This is a genomic window from Fulvivirga marina (assembly GCF_016775155.1).
GTDB classification, from domain to species: domain Bacteria; phylum Bacteroidota; class Bacteroidia; order Cytophagales; family Cyclobacteriaceae; genus Fulvivirga; species Fulvivirga marina.
In genome coordinates, this window is record NZ_JAEUGD010000067.1 from 263,589 (window position 1) to 281,216 (window position 17,628).

Annotated in this window: 15 protein-coding genes; 8 read left to right on the top strand and 7 right to left on the bottom strand. The window is 39.6% G+C overall.

Annotated elements, in window-relative coordinates:
• Positions 1-74: 74 nt before the first annotated feature.
• Complete coding sequence (locus JMN32_RS25315; RefSeq protein ID WP_202859205.1) at positions 75-695, top strand: SprT-like domain-containing protein; 621 nt, start codon at positions 75-77, stop codon at positions 693-695.
• 74 nt (positions 696-769) lie between these two features.
• Here JMN32_RS25315 and JMN32_RS25320 read toward each other — a convergent pair whose 3' ends face one another.
• Genes JMN32_RS25320 through JMN32_RS25335 form a run of 4 tightly spaced genes read right to left on the bottom strand, consistent with a single transcriptional unit; the run spans position 770 to position 4,213 of the window.
• Positions 770-1,984: an alpha/beta hydrolase family protein gene (locus tag JMN32_RS25320; RefSeq protein WP_202859206.1), complete on the bottom strand. Its 1,215-nt coding sequence runs from the start codon at positions 1,982-1,984 to the stop codon at positions 770-772.
• A gap of 9 nt (positions 1,985-1,993) precedes the next feature.
• A complete protein-coding gene (locus JMN32_RS25325) occupies positions 1,994-2,566 on the bottom strand; it encodes a hypothetical protein (RefSeq protein ID WP_202859207.1) in 573 nt (190 codons plus the stop codon).
• The gene (gene murQ, locus JMN32_RS25330) at positions 2,553-3,368 is read right to left on the bottom strand and encodes an N-acetylmuramic acid 6-phosphate etherase (protein ID WP_202859208.1); all 816 of its coding nucleotides are present in this window, start codon (positions 3,366-3,368) and stop codon (positions 2,553-2,555) included. The genes JMN32_RS25325 and murQ overlap by 14 nt, the downstream gene beginning before the upstream one ends.
• Positions 3,365-4,213, bottom strand: a complete 849-nt coding sequence (locus JMN32_RS25335) for an N-acetylglucosamine kinase (RefSeq protein WP_202859209.1) — start codon at positions 4,211-4,213, stop codon at positions 3,365-3,367. Before JMN32_RS25335 ends, murQ begins: the two co-directional genes overlap by 4 nt.
• 68 nt (positions 4,214-4,281) lie before the next feature.
• On the opposite strand from JMN32_RS25335, the gene JMN32_RS25340 reads away from it, so the two are divergent.
• Positions 4,282-5,061: a peptidase gene (locus tag JMN32_RS25340; RefSeq protein WP_202859210.1), complete on the top strand. Its 780-nt coding sequence runs from the start codon at positions 4,282-4,284 to the stop codon at positions 5,059-5,061.
• A gap of 106 nt (positions 5,062-5,167) precedes the next feature.
• Here JMN32_RS25340 and JMN32_RS25345 read toward each other — a convergent pair whose 3' ends face one another.
• A complete protein-coding gene (locus tag JMN32_RS25345; protein WP_202859211.1) occupies positions 5,168-5,410 on the bottom strand; it encodes a cytochrome b5 domain-containing protein in 243 nt (80 codons plus the stop codon).
• Positions 5,411-5,480: 70 nt separating this feature from the next.
• Here JMN32_RS25345 and JMN32_RS25350 point away from each other — a divergent pair, with 70 nt between their 5' ends.
• Complete coding sequence (locus tag JMN32_RS25350) at positions 5,481-6,707, top strand: dipeptidase (RefSeq protein WP_202859212.1); 1,227 nt, start codon at positions 5,481-5,483, stop codon at positions 6,705-6,707.
• 177 nt (positions 6,708-6,884) lie between these two features.
• Here JMN32_RS25350 and JMN32_RS25355 read toward each other — a convergent pair whose 3' ends face one another.
• Positions 6,885-11,096: a two-component regulator propeller domain-containing protein gene (locus JMN32_RS25355; protein WP_202859213.1), complete on the bottom strand. Its 4,212-nt coding sequence runs from the start codon at positions 11,094-11,096 to the stop codon at positions 6,885-6,887.
• A 462-nt stretch (positions 11,097-11,558) separates the two neighbouring features.
• Between JMN32_RS25355 and JMN32_RS27585 the strand changes: the two genes are divergently transcribed.
• A complete protein-coding gene (locus JMN32_RS27585; protein ID WP_262896731.1) occupies positions 11,559-11,690 on the top strand; it encodes a hypothetical protein in 132 nt (43 codons plus the stop codon).
• A 281-nt stretch (positions 11,691-11,971) separates the two neighbouring features.
• On the opposite strand, the gene JMN32_RS25360 is transcribed toward JMN32_RS27585, so the two are convergent.
• Positions 11,972-12,652: a hypothetical protein gene (locus JMN32_RS25360; protein WP_202859214.1), complete on the bottom strand. Its 681-nt coding sequence runs from the start codon at positions 12,650-12,652 to the stop codon at positions 11,972-11,974.
• A gap of 512 nt (positions 12,653-13,164) precedes the next feature.
• On the opposite strand from JMN32_RS25360, the gene JMN32_RS25365 reads away from it, so the two are divergent.
• The 4 genes from JMN32_RS25365 (at position 13,165) to dapF (ending at position 17,566) form a co-directional block, all read left to right on the top strand.
• Positions 13,165-13,407 (top strand): hypothetical protein, encoded by a 243-nt coding sequence (locus tag JMN32_RS25365; protein ID WP_202859215.1) that lies wholly within the window; start codon positions 13,165-13,167, stop codon positions 13,405-13,407.
• A 194-nt stretch (positions 13,408-13,601) separates the two neighbouring features.
• Positions 13,602-16,415, top strand: coding sequence for a carbamoyl-phosphate synthase large subunit (gene carB, locus JMN32_RS25370; protein WP_202859216.1), 2,814 nt, complete (start codon positions 13,602-13,604; stop codon positions 16,413-16,415).
• A 25-nt stretch (positions 16,416-16,440) separates the two neighbouring features.
• The gene (locus JMN32_RS25375) at positions 16,441-16,695 is read left to right on the top strand and encodes a DUF4834 family protein (protein ID WP_202859217.1); all 255 of its coding nucleotides are present in this window, start codon (positions 16,441-16,443) and stop codon (positions 16,693-16,695) included.
• An 88-nt stretch (positions 16,696-16,783) separates the two neighbouring features.
• Positions 16,784-17,566 carry a diaminopimelate epimerase gene (gene dapF / locus JMN32_RS25380; RefSeq protein WP_202859218.1) on the top strand — a complete coding sequence of 261 codons (783 nt, stop codon included), beginning with the start codon at positions 16,784-16,786 and terminating at the stop codon, positions 17,564-17,566.
• Positions 17,567-17,628 lie beyond the last annotated feature (62 nt).

Consider the following 17,628-nt stretch of genomic DNA (forward strand, 5'->3'; position numbering starts at 1 on the left):
AAATAAGTTACGCCTAAAATATTCAGCCTGGTCTATTTCTAAAAAACAGTTATTTTTGAGGAATTTTTCAGCATATGAGTGAAGCACGTTTTAAGTCTGCAGTTCAAAAATTTTTACCGGAGCACTCCATAGATTATTGCTATTCTCTTTGGGTAGAATATGGATTTACTTTTAAAATCAAGAATAAACGTGCTTCCAAACTTGGTGATTACAGGTATGACCCCAAGCTTAAACTACATACCATTACTGTAAACAATGATCTAAACCCTTATTCCTTCCTCATCACGTACATCCACGAGGTCGCTCATCTGATTACCTTCAATGAATATAAAAGAACCGTAAAGCCACATGGCCAAGAGTGGAAAAACAATTTCAAAAAACTGATGCTACCAGTAATGAGCAATCATATCTTTCCTGACAACGTCTTGCGAAAACTTGCTCAATATCTTAAAAACCCGAAAGCCTCCTCTTGTAACGATCACCAACTAATGAGGGCTCTACAGGAGCATGACGAAAACAGATCTGGTGTAAGCCTTAGTGAAATCTCAACCGGGCAGCTTTTCAGGTTCAGAAAACGAATATTCAGAAAAGAAACCTTACGCAGAACCCGGTATGTATGCTGCGAAATGAAAACAAAAAGAAAATACCTCATCTCAAAAGCAGCTGAGGTAGAACCTGTACGGGAAAGTGCTTAGGAACTAAAGATAGTAGTAAAATATCCACCCAAAGTTTAACTGTAATGTTAAATACAACTCCTTATTTTCAAATGCTATTTCAAAGGCTCAAACCTTCCCAGTACATCTTCCACATAAGGGAAAAATCCTGAACCATGATCTGCACCTTCAATAGCAATAAATGCAATGGTTTCTGATGAGGCTCCGGCTGCTATTAAATTAGCATAGGTGTCAATAGAGTTCTGATAAGGCACAGTTATATCTGCAGTACCATGATACATGAACATCTTGTTTAGAGGGACCCAGCTATCAAGGCTATTCTCTTCTAAGGCATTCCTCATATCATCGTACTTAGGATCGGTATCCACCAGATTTAAAAAATCAGGGGCTATAAAGTCTGCAACTACCGTATCCAACTTATTGTTGATGGAACTGCCTGACATGCTACCATCAAAATACCCGGGTATCTCAGTAGCATATGGTTCCTGAAAGAAGTCAGACAATGGCTGATTCCATCCGTAAGTATTTTTAAAAGACAGGGCTACATAAGCCATGTAATAAGGCTGGTGATATGTCTCCAGAGAGAAGAAATACTCCTGCATACCTTTTATGTCGTAACCACCCGCAGCTGGTGCGGAAGCCACAAGATCAAAGCCTTCTAATCCATTTTCTTCGATAGCTTTATGGGTTGCCATGGTGGCAAACCCTCCTTCCGAGTAGCCTGACAGGAAGGTTTTTCCATTAAAGTTATATCCTTCCAGGCTAGCAAGCTCTTTTGCGGCAATCATCATATCCATTACCGAGCTTGCTGTAATATCGGCGCGGTAGTAAGGATGTAGTATATTACTGGAACTACCAAACCCAATAAAATCAGGAATCAGGAAAATATACCCTGCACTAGCTACACTGGCTAAAAAGCCATAGGTCTGCGTATCTACAGTAGGTGCATCACTATGCTTGACCATGGTACCATGCTGAAAACTCATCATAGGCATCTCTTCTCCAGTTTCGGGAAAAGCCACTAAACCAGAAGCTATAATCTCCTGGCCGAGGTAATCAGTTTTATAGGTAATCGTGTAAATTTTAATATCGTAGTTTAGATAAGCCGCTAGTTCCGGATAACCAGCAAAATTGGCTAGGGTGACCATTTCTGATTTTGACCTTGAAAACAAGACGTCACTGCTTTCAAGCTGTACAACCTCCGGTACTATATCTCCATCGTCATCGCCACCACAACTTGAAAGGAGAAGAACTAATAAAACGTATGCAAAGTATGTAGAGTAAGAGTAAAAATTTCTGAATAATTTCATCTTTAATTTTTAGTATAAGGATATTCTTCTTTGTATAAGCTGATCCACTAAAAGAAAAAATCTTTGGGGACTCAACGTACGCCATTTATCAATTTGCAAACTTCCTCCCATATTCACAAAAGAATCTACATTGAAATTCTTTAGTTCATCTTGCACAAACTCGGGAAAATTAACAGCGGCAATCCACCCTTCTTCCACTTCTTCAAACCACTCTTCATAATAACAGTCATCAGAACCATGAAAGTTAAATATATTCTCTCCTATTAGTATAAACTTGTTAACTCCTTCATGTAGCAGGGCCTCTATTACATTGCGCTTGAGGTGCATAATGTCATTATTTATGGTATCATTCCACTCCCCGATAAACTCTATGATGGCATAGCCTTCGTCATAGCTCGCATACAATATTTTCAAATAAAGCGTCTCCGACCCCATAAAATCCCAGGCAGGATCTATGTAATAACCATAAATATTCTCAGAATAAAGGTCATAATTATACTCTTTCCCGTGAAAGGGAGAGCGCTCATCTTCTGCCGGATTATATAAATGAAGCCACCTATAATATGGTTCAATTTCGTGCATTCTTCCTAATAAAATCTATCACTTTCCTCACTGATCCATGTTCTTTCAAAAGCTCTTCTGCCTCCTCACGGCCTATTGATAATTCTTCCATCAACATGCGCGTGCCCCTGTCTACCAATTTATTATTACTTAACTGCATATCCACCATTTTGTTTCCTTTCACACGGCCCATTTGTATCATCACAGCGGTGGATATCATGTTGAGCACGAGTTTCTGAGCTGTACCCGCTTTCATGCGCGTACTTCCTGTAACAAATTCCGGTCCTACTACTACTTCTATGGGGAAAGTTACAGACCTACCCAGTTCAGAATCTCTGTTGCATGTGATACAACCTGTAACCAACCCATGCTCCATTGCCGCTTTCACTCCACCAATAACATAAGGTGTACGGCCAGAAGCAGCAATACCGATCACTACGTCTTTATGATTGATCTGATGCTCCTGCATATCTTTCCATGCCTGCTCAGTATCATCCTCAGCAAACTCCACTGCCTTGCGAATAGCCTGATCACCTCCGGCTATAATACCCACCACCACACCATGTGGCATACCAAAAGTCGGGGGTATCTCGGAAGCATCAACCACCCCAAGACGGCCACTGGTTCCCGCCCCGATGTAAAAAAGGCGCCCTCCCTTTTTAAGCTGCTTCACTATTTCCGGCACCAGAGCTTCAATTTGAGGCATAGAACGCATTACGGCTTTGGGCACAGTATTATCTTCGTTATTAATATTTATAAGAATGTCTCGAATAGACATTTCCTCAAGGTTATCAAAATTTGAAGGTGATTCGGTTGTATTCATCGCATTACACTATTTTGATGATATAAAGTCAGTCCTGCTATAGGACTCTCTACTATGTTCCTGACTGCTATGCCCCTGTCGTTGGCCACCTGCCGCAATATGTTGCTGTAATAAAAGGCTACTGATCCTGTAAAATGTACGGGCAATTGCCTGAACTGGTCATACTTTTCTACGTTCTTTTCGAAAAACAGTTCAAACCCCTGATATACAAGTCGGTAAAGTACCGGATGCTTGATGTTCTGAAAGATGAACTTTGAAAAACCGGCCATATACCTTGCTGCAAAGGGCTTTTGATAAACATTTTCAAGTATACCATTCCTATCCAGATCAAAGCGTTTGACTAGTTTGCCCTCCAGTTCTTCTCCCAACTCTCCCCTGATAAACGAACCCAGCAGTTTTTTACCAAGCCATGCTCCACTTCCCTCATCACCCATAATAAATCCAAGCGAGGGTACATTAGAAACAATATTGTCTCCATCATAATAACAAGAGTTTGCACCTGTACCAAGGATACAGGCTATACCCGGATTATAGCCACATAAAGATCTTGCCGCCCCTATCAGGTCATGATCTACAGTAACTACAGCATTCGGAAAGGCCTCTTCAAAAACACTTTTAAGTGCCTGTATATTAGACTCTGAAGAACAGCCTGCTCCATAAAAAAAAAGCTGGTGTACTGGTACAGAAATCTTAGGCTTTAAAGATTCCATGATTTCATTTCTTATAGTCTCTGTTTTTTGATGATATGGATTAATCCCCAATGTTTGAAATTGCTGAATATTACCATCCGTATCAATCAACCTCCAATCGGCTTTGCTCGCACCACTATCGGCTATCAAGATCATTATATCGAAAAATGTTTTGTCAGTTAATATTAATTGCGTACAATTTAGGTTTTACTAACAACTAAGTTATGAAGATTAACCTTTTCAAGTACTTTACAGCATTAAGTTTAATCCTTTTTTCAATATTCATTATTGGGTGTAGTGACGATGATGAAAATGAGATAAACAATAATCCAGCAAACGATCAGAATGTCGGGGTTTCTGCCAATAGTTTTCTATCTTCCGATACTTATGACAACCTCATCATAGAGGTACAATATGCAAGGGGCTATGCACCTCCTACTGCTGCCATCAACAACCTTCAAACATTTTTGGAGCAATACCTCAACAAGCCTGCGGGCATAAGTGTGATCACCAACGAGATTAATGCTCCCGGACAAACTCAATATTCGGTCAGCGATATCCAGGCTATTGAGGATAACAACAGAACTCAGTTTACCGATGGTAAAACCATAGCCGCTTACTTTTTCTTTGCTGATAGTGGTTACAGTGAAGACACCAACGAGGCAAAAGTATTAGGAATCGCCTATCGAAACACCTCTATGGCGCTTTTCCAGAAAACCATTGAAGATCTATCCGGCGGGCTGGGCCAGCCATCTACTAACCTGCTAACCTCTACGGTCATGAACCATGAGTTTGGACATATTCTAGGACTGGTCAACAATGGGACCTCTATGGTATCACAACACCAGGATGTTGACCACGGTCATCACTGCAATGCGAAGGACTGCCTGATGTATTGGGCTGCTGAAACAGGTTCTGGCATTGCAGGTCTACTTGGTATGAGCTCCCCACCCGGACTGGATGCTCAATGTATATCGGATCTTAAAGCAAATGGAGGAAAGTAAGGATACTGGATCTGGCTGTTGGTGGTTGCTCTGATGCAATTAACGCTAAATGACGAATACCATTGGCCGTCCACAAACGAAGATGCATGCTACCAGAAGTCAAAAACTAACTCAACCTTCCCACTGCCTTAAACTTGTCAAATACATTAGCGTTGTGTGGGGCATCGGCAAGTTCATCGGTCAGGTCCTGCCCTGCCCAATGCTCATAGTGCTTGCCATCACGCCATAATTTGGATTTGGTCACATCATAAATGATACCTTTATAAGCGACCCATACATCATCTTTGTCTTGCCCATTTCTCAGGGCTAATTGGCCAATTGTATAAAAAGAAAGGTTACCTAACTCCACTTTTAACAGGTTAAAATTATTTTACATAACTTTCAAATTCAAAAAAACGCAAAACAAACATAACCAGCTAATGAAAACCATAAAACCAGCTTTATTTCTGATAGTCATCTTCATGGGGTGTCAGCCTAAACCTGCTGAAGAAACTAATCAAATAACTGACGCCGACCTTCAGGAAAGAGCTTATGAACTAGCACATAAATTTATCATTACAGATGGTCATATAGACCTGCCATACAGACTGAAAGAAGACAATTTTAATGTAGAAGCAGATAAGGAGATATTGATCAAAACCGAAAAAGGTGATTTTGATTATGAAAGGGCCAAGAAGGGAGGTCTGGATGCTCCCTTTATGTCTATTTATATTCCTGCATCGTATCAGGAAACTGGCGGAGCCAAGGAACTCGCTGACAGTCTGATCAATATGGTGAAGGGAATTACCTTGGCTTACCCTGATAAATTTGAAATTGCTACTTCCCCCGAACAGGTAAAGGAGCAATTCGCATCGGGTAAAATCTCATTACCCATGGGCATGGAAAATGGTGCTCCTATTGGCAGTGATCTCAGCAATGTAGCTTATTTCCATGAACGTGGCATCCGGTATATCACTCTTACACATTCTAAGGACAACCTCATCTGCGACTCCTCATATGACACCACACGTACATGGAATGGCCTTAGCCCCTTTGGTCGTGAAGTAGTAAATGAAATGAACCAGGTCGGTATCATGATCGATGTTTCTCATATCTCTGACAGTACTTTCTATCAGGTAATGGAGCTAAGCAAGGCTCCTGTTATTGCCTCGCACTCGTCATGTAGGCACTTCACACCAGGTTTTGAGCGCAACATGTCTGATGACATGATCAAGCTTTTAGGTGAGAAGAATGGTGTTATTCAGATCAATTTTGGCTCTACCTTCTTGGATCAACGGTCCAGGGACGTAAGGCAGCATATTGCGGATTACCTATTGACTAACAGTCTTCATGCAGAAGATTCTGTTGCTCAGGCTTATATATCCAGCTACTCTGAAGAAAACCCAGTCTACAGTAATATTCAGAAAGCTGCTGATCATATCGATCGTGTCGTTAAGATCGCCGGAATTGACCATGTAGGCCTGGGATCTGATTTTGACGGTGTTGGTGATACGCTTCCTGAAGGATTAAAAGATGTTTCTCAATACCCTAACCTGATCTATGAATTGCTCAAAAGAGGTTACTCTGATGAAGATATTGAAAAGATCTGTTATAAGAATGTTTTCAGAGTGTGGAATGAAACAGCTAAAGTAGCAGCTTCTCACTAAAACACTTAGCGGAACTAAAAGAGCTACCTCAAAAGCTGACTAATTTCATATGCTTGTGGGATAGCTCTTTTTTATTTGTTCAATGCAATAGAGTATCGTTCAATTATCACTGTAAAACAGCTACGGGCCATTCTTATATGACTTAGACCTCTTTTAATATTAAATCAGGATTATTCCCTACTTGCTATCATTTTCCTGCTTACCATACCCTGAAGGGTTGACTCCAAACAATTTTTTAAAGCAATTTCTAAAATACTGCAGATCCTGAAAACCAACATTATATGTAACTTCTGCAATGGTAAGTTCATTTTGTTCCAGTAACTGTGCTGCCCTTTTTAGTCTTATGGTGCGAATAAATTCATTAGCAGATTGCCCAGTTAACGCTTTAAGCTTTCTATATACCTGCATACGGCTCATCCCAATATCTCTGCCGAAGTCTTCAGCAGAGTATTCAAAGTTAGCCATATTCTGCTCTACACTGTCCAAAGCCATTTGAATGAATTTCTCATCAGAAGAAGAGAGTTTTACTTTTTTGGGTTCAACATTTAGCTCACGGTTATCGCTAAACATTTTTTTTAGCTGCTCTCTCGAATCAATTAGGTTTCTGACTTTTAATTTCAACACCTGAGCATTAAAAGGTTTGGTAATATAATCATCGGCTCCACTTTCCAAACCCTCAATTCGGTTCACCAGCGAAGTTCGTGCAGTTAATAAAATCACTGGTATATGCGACGTTCGAGCATTTTCCCTCAATTTTGCACAAAGGCTAATGCCATCCATTCCCGGCATCATTACATCACTTACTATCACATCTGGATACTCCTCTTCGGCCAGCTTAATACCCTGTTCTCCATTTGCAGCCTCTAATACAATGTATTTATCGTTAAATATTGACTTAATGAAGGACCTTACCTCAGTGTTATCTTCTACCAAAAGCAACTTTTTCTTGCTTAAATTAACAGGCTCCTGAAATTGTTCTTTTCGCAATTCCTCATGATCCCAGTCATCGGGCTCCAACTCAATTACTTTGGGGTTATAATGGCTTAACTGCTCACTGTCCTCAAAGTTTTTAACAATTTCCGACTGATCGAAATGATCACACCCCAAGGGGATCCTTACTATAAATCTTGTGAATTTACCAACTTCACTTTCTACCTCAATTTTACCGCGATGCATATGCACCAGGGTACGTACCAAGGCCAACCCTATTCCAATTCCCCCTTCAGCTTCATTATCAGAATAAAACCTGTCAAATATCTTGTTTAGCTTTTCTACTTCTATTCCTTTGCCTGTATCTTCAACGATAATAGTGATTTGCTTTTCATACTCTATAACCTGCAAACGTATTGTCCCTCCTTTAGGAGTATGCTTAAAAGCATTAGAGAGCAGGTTGAACAATATTTTTTCAAGCTGATTACGATCGTAATAGGTATTAATAATCTTGGACGACGAAAGAAACTCAAAATTCACACCTCGTTGTTTCGCATGTTCATCAAACATAAGCTTTATCCCTTTGATGAATTTTACAATGTCGCCTTCAGCTACCTGTAGCTTAAGTTTCCCAGACTCTGCTTTCCTAAAATCGAGAAGTTGATTAGCTAGCCTTAACAGTCTCATTGCATTTTGATTGATAACCGTTAATTCATCTCTCATATATTTACCTCCCTTCCCAGAATTGATGATTTTCTCCAAAGGTCCGAGGATCAAAGTCAGAGGAGTACGAAATTCATGTGAAATGTTTGTAAAAAATTTAAGTTTGGCTTTGTTCAGTTTTTCCAGGTTTTCTCGCTCAATCCGCTCTAGCCTGATATTGTTTTCATAATTGGTTCTAATAATGATCATTCTCCTGAATAAAAGTAAGGCTAGGAGGCATATAATGATATAGCCTGTAAAAGCCCAACTTGTTTTCCACCATGGCGGAGAAATGATCAGTTCCACACGACTCGGAACTTCGCTCCAAACGCCATCGCCATTACTGGCTTTGACTTCAAAGAAATATGTGCCATGCTTTAGGTTGGTATAGTTGGCAAATCGCCGGTCGGCATCTGTATATTTCCATTCTTTGTCAAAACCAATTAATCTGTAGGCATACTCATTCTTTTCAGGGGCTGAGAAATGCAGGGCAGCAAATTCAAATGAAATTGAATTTTCATTAAAGCGAAGGTGAACCTTCTCTGCCTCTGATATGGGTTCATTCAAAACCACGTGGCCGTTAAACTCCTTATTGGGTTCAACAATATTATTAAAGATCATAAAATCTCTAATGATCACAGGAGGGGCAAAAGGATTAAGGTTAATGGCTTCAGGCTGTATGATATTGAACCCACTGGACCCTCCAAAGATCAACTGTCCTTTAGAGTCTTTATAACAAACATTATTGTAGAAGAACCCTCCCTGGATTCTGTCCCGTCGGTCATAGCTGTTAACTATCACATTATCAACAGCCGCAGGGTTGATTACAGTGATACCATTCCAGTGGGATAACCATAGTCTTCCTTCTTTATCTTCAAGGATACCTACCACTACGTTATTCTTCAGGCCATTTTTACTATAATTTACAAACTGCTTCTTTTTCCTGTCAAAACGGTTTAATCCTCCCTCGGTCCCTGTCCAGAGATGTCCCTTTTGATCTTCATGAATTACATTGATAAAATCATTGCTAAGTTGATTTTGCTTATGTGTGTACACCTCTAATGAAGAATTACCAGAGTCAGTACTCATTTTAATAAGTCCTTTTCCCCGGGTTCCGATCCACAAGTCTCCATCAAGGGTTTGGTGCATTACTACCAAAGGAGCCTTTCTGAGTTCCGGCTGATCATATATGATGGCTTCACCATTGGTATCTATTTTATTCAGACCGCCACTCCATGTTCCTACCCACATGCCTCCATCTTTATCCGGGGTGAGGGACATGATATAGTTATCAGATATTTTGTTGGTGCCGGTACCATTAAAGTTATAGTGTCTGTAATTATCAATAATGGTTTGCCCCTTTTTTAAATCCCTTTCGTTGAAGATGAATACGCCATCTCCGGCTGTTCCCAGCCAAACATTACCGTTATCTTGCACATACATAGTTTGTATAAAATATGTAAAGTCATTTTCTTCATTTACCCGGAGGCTATAACGATGAAACATCTCCTGAGGGTCATGTCCGGAAATAGATTTGCTTTCGGGGGAGAACTCATATAAGCCTCCTCCCATTGTACTTAACCAATATTGTGCATTGCTCCTTGTACTTCCCTGAATACCTGTGATAATGCCTTTTGTGCGATCAAAGATGCTGGTATCGTAGAGTTCAAAATTCTTATTGTAAGTATCAAACTTATTGATCCCTTTTTTTGTGCCTACCCATAAAACACCTCCTCTATCAATCAACATAGAGGTTACCGTATTGTGGCTCAGGTTATCTCGCTTATTAAAATCACCAAAGAATCTGATAAACTTATTTGCAGAAGGATCAAATATAGAAAGTCCCATCTCTGACCCTAAAAGTATGTAGTTACTACTTTTTTTGTATGTATAAATAGATCGAAAAAAACTAAAGCTGGACGGACGATCCTCATATACATAGTTATTTATTTTTCCCTCTTTAAAAATTTTCAAACCTTTCTTCGTAGACCAACAGATAATTTCCCGCTTATCCTGCATAAAACCGGTTATACCATAGATATAGTTATCAAGATCCTGATTCGTGGAACTATCAGAAAAATAAAAATGGTCAAATCCACCGCCTATATTATTCAGATCAATTCTGCTCACTCCTCTTTCCGTACCTACCCAAAGAGAGTTATCGATGCTGGCATGCAGAGAGGTTACAAAGTTAAAACACAGGCTACTTGGTTTATCTGGCTGATGGTAAAAGACCTGAAAGGTATCTGTTGATCTGTCATACCTATTAAGTCCATTCTGTGTCCCAATCCAGATCATTCCCTTTGCATCTGCTGTAATGCTCCAGATATTATTATCACTTATACTGTTTCGGACCGGGTCATGTGAATAGTTGTGAAACTTCCCAGTCTTTTTGTCATAGCTATAAAGCCCACCTATAAGGGTACCGATCCAAATCATATGATCTGGAGTTTCATAAAGAGCTGTTATCTTATTGCTCTTCAGTTTAAACTCCGAAGCGTTACCTGACTGGAATACAGTAGTGGAGTAGCCGTCATACATGACCAGCCCTGACCAGGTACCCAGCCAAAGATAACCCTCATGGTCTTGCAGCATGCAGTTGATTGATCTTTGAGAGAGGCCCAGATCCTTAGACAGGTGATCAAAGATAATCTCCTTATCTGCCAATTCAGAGGGCTGCGATTGTACCTGACTGTATAAGCCTATTACAACAATTAACCTCACCCATATCTTAAAAATCCTCATAACAGTATGCATCACACCTGTGACTTTAAAGTAATGGGACGGACCTGCAATTTACCGTTTTATTATTTTACTAGAAACAATAATACACTCATTCTCAACCCTCATTCGATGCCACAGGCTTATCCAACTAACACCATAAGCCTAATCATTTTCCGAACATTCCTCTTTTAGAAGACAGTTCAAGAAGGCTCTGATATTTTAGTTATGAATCTTGAGATTAAAATAGTGGCCGGCATTCCTGCCGGCCAACTCAACCCTATGAAGATAAGATCTACACCCTCGGGAGGTATCAACAGGTTATTATAAATCAATACCAAGCTTAAAGCAAAATTATCCCGTCAATTACCTCGGAGAACATATTCTTAATCTTGGCTTGAAATTGGGATATTTGATTGATTTGCGGCAGAGGTAAAACGCACAAATAGAAAGGGCAAATATTAAAAAGCACAGTTATGTGGTGAATTTTAGCACAACATGCTAAAGAAAGATTTTAATTACGAAAGTCATAACTATAACTATAGCCACCAGAAGGACTACTTCTATGATCCGCAAGGTCATGACCTTAAAAGCATAGGGCTTTTTGTAAAAGCTTTTAATTGCAGTTAAGGTGCTCAAAAAAAAATCTTTCATGTCGGAGAAATTATTAAGTGGACAATATCCACTATATCATGCATTTAGACGACTGGGAAAATGCACAAAGAAGGCTGGTAAATCTCTATTACATTAGTAACCTGACTAACAGCGCGTAACAGGGTCAATGAAAAGTAAGGCTTAAGAATAAAATGATTTGCTCAAAAAACAAAAACCCTCCGTTACGGGAGGGTTAATTTGCTCAAAATAAAAATTTAATAAACCTATGACATGATTATTAGCCTGTAGTCTAATAATTAGAACTTCCCGAATTTCAGAGTCAGAAAATAGTTTAGTTTATCAAACTCATTAGCACCGGTACCAAGTAGTTTAAGGTCTTCGGCAAACCTTTTTGAAACTCCACAATTTAATCTAAAGTGCTTTGATACATTCAACTCCAACGCCACTCCTGGTTCCACATACCAAAACACATCCTCATCAATGATTTCCTCATCATTATAGTAGTTTTCTTCCCAGTCATCATGAAACCCTAACCAACCAGCTCCACCTGTCAGTGGGAAAGTAACATGTACTAAGTGATTAGAAAAAATGATAGGCTCCAAAAACATACCCCCATAACCTCCGAGCAGTACCGCATTTCTCCCGGGTACTAGGTTGTCAAACTCAGCGGTGGGTATCACACCGTATCCTTCAAAACCTATGGCCAGGGTGCGGTTGATGATCCAACCACCCCTAACGCCGCCCATCACAAGAGTTTTATCCCTGAACTCAGAACTTTTAAATGATACTGCTCCAAAGCCCCCAGAGTGATAACGCCCTCCTGATAAAGTTTTGATATCATCTTTATTATAGTCGTGATATTCAGCTTCTGAAATTACGACCTCCTCATACGTAGTGTCATCATTGTAATGATAATCCTGAGCATACACAACAACACCCATTAAAGAAATAGCAGCAACAATAAGTATTCTTCTCATTTGTAATAATGTTAAAATTTTGAGTCCTCAAACTTTGAAAGGTATTAAAGCCAAAGCTTGTACAGCCTATAACACAAAGACATGTGTTAAATTAAAGGGTTTCCATGCTGTTCATATTATTTTAGAAACCGTCCGTCACTAGCTATAAGCATTTTGCCACTAATGCTAATCCTGGCGCTAACTATCTCGTTATTAACAATATGAGACTATAAGAATGGAACTGCAAAGAAAATATTACAGAGTAACAAGCATAATTATTATATCGCTGTTCATGGTTTCGATAAGTTACTATCAGCAAATATTTTTCAAGCAGATCTCTTCGTTTGCCTGCAAATACCTTCCCAAGCATACCTTCTTTATGACAACTCCTCCTCCATTTGTACTCCCACCTGCTCCAAAGGTGGTTACCGTTCATTTTTCAGATACCGATAACTCCAGCTCCACTAAAAATATTTAGAAAAGTAACAATCCATTGTTGGCAATAAATAAAATCTATTAATTTGGCGGTTCATATGTTTGGCCTATTTAAAAAGAAAAAGCGGAAGTCGGGGCTACCCGAATTAAAAGACCTGGACAGCGTCCCCTTGGCAGAAGGAGATCTTGTAGAAGCACTAAGATATGACCTTGGCAAATGCAAACTACTGGTTATAGATAGTTCCTACGTTTATGAATCAGTTGCTACAGGTGAAAAAGTAAGTTGGTTAAAAATGATCGATGCCTCGACTGAGAATCAGAAGGTAAAAAAAATAATTTAACCCTGTTTCCTTGCAAATTGCTCTCATCCTTTGGAATTCCGCCATTTCTTAAAAACATAAGATTGTCAGGAAATTAAAAACCGTAATTATTATTGTGGGGATAGCTTATTACATTTTTATTCTATCCATTTTCCTATAACTTTGTGCCAATTTATACAAAAGTCATTTATTTAACTCTACACAATCACCAGTAAATGCCAAGAGATAGAAGCATCAGGTCAGTTCTAATTATTGGAAGCGGGCCTATTGTCATCGGTCAAGCATGTGAATTCGATTACTCAGGTTCTCAAGCATCACGTTCATTAAGAGAAGAGGGAATAGAGGTTATTTTGATTAACTCTAACCCTGCAACAATCATGACCGATAAGGTCACAGCAGATCACATCTATCTTAAGCCACTTACCAAACAATCAATCAAGGAAATTTTGCAAAAGCATAATGTGGATGCTGTGCTTCCTACTATGGGGGGACAGACTGCATTAAACCTGGCGATTGATTGTCAAAAAGCAGGTATTTGGGAACACTTCGGTGTTAAAATCATAGGTGTTGATATTGACGCTATAGAAACTACAGAAGACAGGGAAAAATTCCGACTTAAAATGAACGAGTTGGGTGTTCATGTCTGTAAAGGGGAAACTGCCACCTCATTTCTTCAAGGTAAAGAAATAGCACAGGAGATAGGCTTCCCGTTGGTTATCAGGCCGTCTTATACACTGGGAGGCTCTGGTGGTGGTTTTGTAAATACACCAGAAGAATTTGAAAAGGCACTTACCCATGGTTTACATACATCACCTATTCACGAGGTGCTTATTGAACAAAGTATACTTGGGTGGAAAGAATATGAATTAGAACTACTTAGAGATAATAATGGAAACATCATTATCATCTGCTCAATAGAGAATTTTGACCCTATGGGGGTTCACACCGGAGACTCTATTACTGTAGCTCCTGCCATGACGCTCCCTGATACCGTATACCAGGAAATGCGCGACCTTGCTATCAAAATGATGAATGGCATAGGTATGTTTGCCGGAGGCTGTAATGTACAGTTTGCCGTTAACCCGGAAAACGATGACATCGTCGGTATTGAGATCAACCCAAGGGTATCAAGATCGTCAGCTCTGGCATCAAAGGCAACAGGTTATCCAATTGCTAAAATCGCAGCCAAACTAGCCATCGGATACAACCTTGATGAATTAAAAAATGCTATTACAGGCACCACTTCTGCATATTTCGAGCCTGCTCTTGACTATGTAATTGTAAAAATACCTCGTTGGAACTTCGACAAATTCCAGGGTTCAAACAAAAAGCTTGGTCTACAGATGAAATCTGTTGGAGAAGTTATGGGTATCGGAAGGAACTTCCAGGAAGCACTACAAAAGGCTTGTCAATCGCTTGAAATAAAAAGGAATGGGCTTGGCGCCGATGGTAAAGAGATTACAAAGCAAGAGGAAATACTGGAAAGTCTGGAGCATCCTAGCTGGAACCGTTTGTTTCACATATACGATGCTTTCAAGCTTGGTATCCCTTTCAAAACAGTTCAGAACCTCACAAAGATCGATAAGTGGTTCCTTATTCAGATTGAAGAGTTGATCGTTCTGGAAAACGAAATATCAAAATACACAATAGATAATATCCCAGTCGCTCTTTTAAGATCTGCTAAAGAAAAAGGTTACGCCGACCGCCAGTTGGGGCACCTGATGAAATGCTGGGAGAGCGAAGTTCATAATAAAAGAAAAGAACTTGGCATCAACAGAGTTTATAAGCTTGTGGACACTTGTGCAGCGGAATTTGAAGCACAAACACCTTACTACTATTCTGCCTTCGGTCAAGAAAATGAATCACCGGTTTCTGACAAGAAAAAAATAGTAGTGTTAGGTTCTGGCCCTAACAGAATTGGTCAGGGTATTGAGTTTGATTACTCCTGTGTTCATGGCATTTTGGCAGCCAAAGAATGTGGTTACGAAACGATCATGATCAATTGTAACCCTGAGACGGTTTCTACTGACTTCGATGTGGCTGACAAGCTTTACTTTGAACCGGTTTTCTGGGAACATATCTACGATATCATTCAACATGAAAAGCCAGAAGGTGTAATAGTACAGCTAGGAGGACAAACCGCCCTTAAGCTGGCAGAGAAACTTGAAAAGTATGGCATTAAAATATTAGGCACCAACTTTGACTCGCTTGACCTTGCAGAGGACAGGGGTAGCTTCTCTAACATTCTTAAGGAAAATAACATCCCTTACCCTCAATTTGGGGTAGCTGAGGATGCGGAAACAGCTATTGAACTCTCAAAAGAGATTGGTTTCCCTCTATTGGTAAGACCTTCTTATGTATTGGGTGGTCAAAGTATGAAAATCGTTATTAATGAAAAAGAGCTTGAATCTCACATCATTGATATACTGAAAAAGATACCTGGCAACAAGGTGCTTCTCGACCACTTCCTTGATGGAGCCATTGAGGCTGAAGCGGATGCCATCTGCGATGGAGAAGATGTGCATATCATTGGTATCATGCAGCACATAGAGCCCGCAGGTATACACTCAGGAGACTCTTATGCAGTTTTACCTCCTTATAATTTAGGAGACTTCGTTATTCGCCAAATTGAGTCTTATACTAAAAAGATAGCACTAGCACTAAATACGGTAGGCCTTATCAATATACAATTTGCCATTAAAGACGATAAAGTATATATCATAGAGGCTAACCCAAGAGCATCTCGTACAGTTCCATTCATTTGTAAGGCATATGATGAACCATACGTTAATTATGCTGTTAAAGTAATGTTGGGAGAGAAAAAGGTTAAGGATTTCAACTTTAACCCTAAGAAACATGGGTATGCTATTAAGGAGCCGGTGTTCTCATTTAACAAATTCCCGAATGTGAATAAAGAACTTGGGCCAGAGATGAAGTCCACAGGAGAAGCAATCTATTTCATCGATGATCTTATGGACGACTATTTCTTAAAAATATACTCTGAACGAAACTTATACCTGAGTAAATAAGTATAATTACTAAAAGAGTAAAAATATGTTGAAATTTCTGATTATTGTTTTTTTGGTCGGGTTTCTGTTCTTCAAACTGCTTGGCTTGTTTTTCAGGGTTTTAGTTGGAAGATCAGCCGCTGACAGATCTGGAAGTAGAACTTACCAAAGTCAACAATACCAATCCGGAAGGAGCAACGAAGGGAACGTAAATATAGATTACGTGCCTAACAACGGATCGAAAAAGTCTTCCAAACCCTTTAAAGGTGGAGAATACGTCGATTATGAAGAAATAAAATAAATTATAACAAAATTGTATATTTTAGACCCCGTTTCGGTTCACCAATATTGGTAATATCCGAAACGGGGTTTCTTATTTTAATTTAGTGATGGATAATATCAAATTTTATAAATATCAGGCTACCGGTAATGACTTCATACTGATTGACAATAGAAGTACTAAATACAGTCTTTCGTCTAAACAGATCCAAAAACTGTGCGATCGGAAATTTGGTATCGGTGCCGATGGACTAATACTGATCCAGGACCATGACGATTATGACTTTGAAATGGTTTATTATAACCCAGATGGCAGCCAAAGCCTGTGCGGCAATGGTAGCCGTTGTGCCGTTAACTTTGCAAATCATTTAGGCATAGTTGAAAAATCCACTCGTTTCCTGGCCTATGACGGCGAACATCAGGCAGAGATACTCGAAAATGAAGAAGTAAGGTTAAAAATGGCCAACGTACAAAATGTCAGGTTAATGGCAGATGGTATGTTTATTGATACAGGGTCTCCACACCTGGTCAAATATGTAATTAACGTTAAAAATTACCGGGTGTATGATGAAGGGAAAGAAATCCGCAACGGCGGGTTATTTAAAGAAAGCGGAGTGAATGTAAACTTTGTTGAAGTTACGGGTAACTCTGAGATTTTTGCCAGAACTTACGAAAGAGGCGTTGAAAACGAAACCCTCTCATGCGGAACCGGAGTCACTGCGGCTGCCATTTCTGCCAACCAAAAAGGTCTTGAAAGCCCAATTACGGTTAATACCTTAGGCGGAACATTAGCTGTTGAGTTTAAAAAACATGACGACGGAAGTTATTCCGAGGTTTACCTAATAGGCCCCGCTGAAAAGGTTTTTGAGGGCACCATTGAAATGCCAGCTTAATAGATAAAAGATTTAATTAAAAACACCTTAACTTTAAGGTCGAAAGATAGAAAACAGGAGCG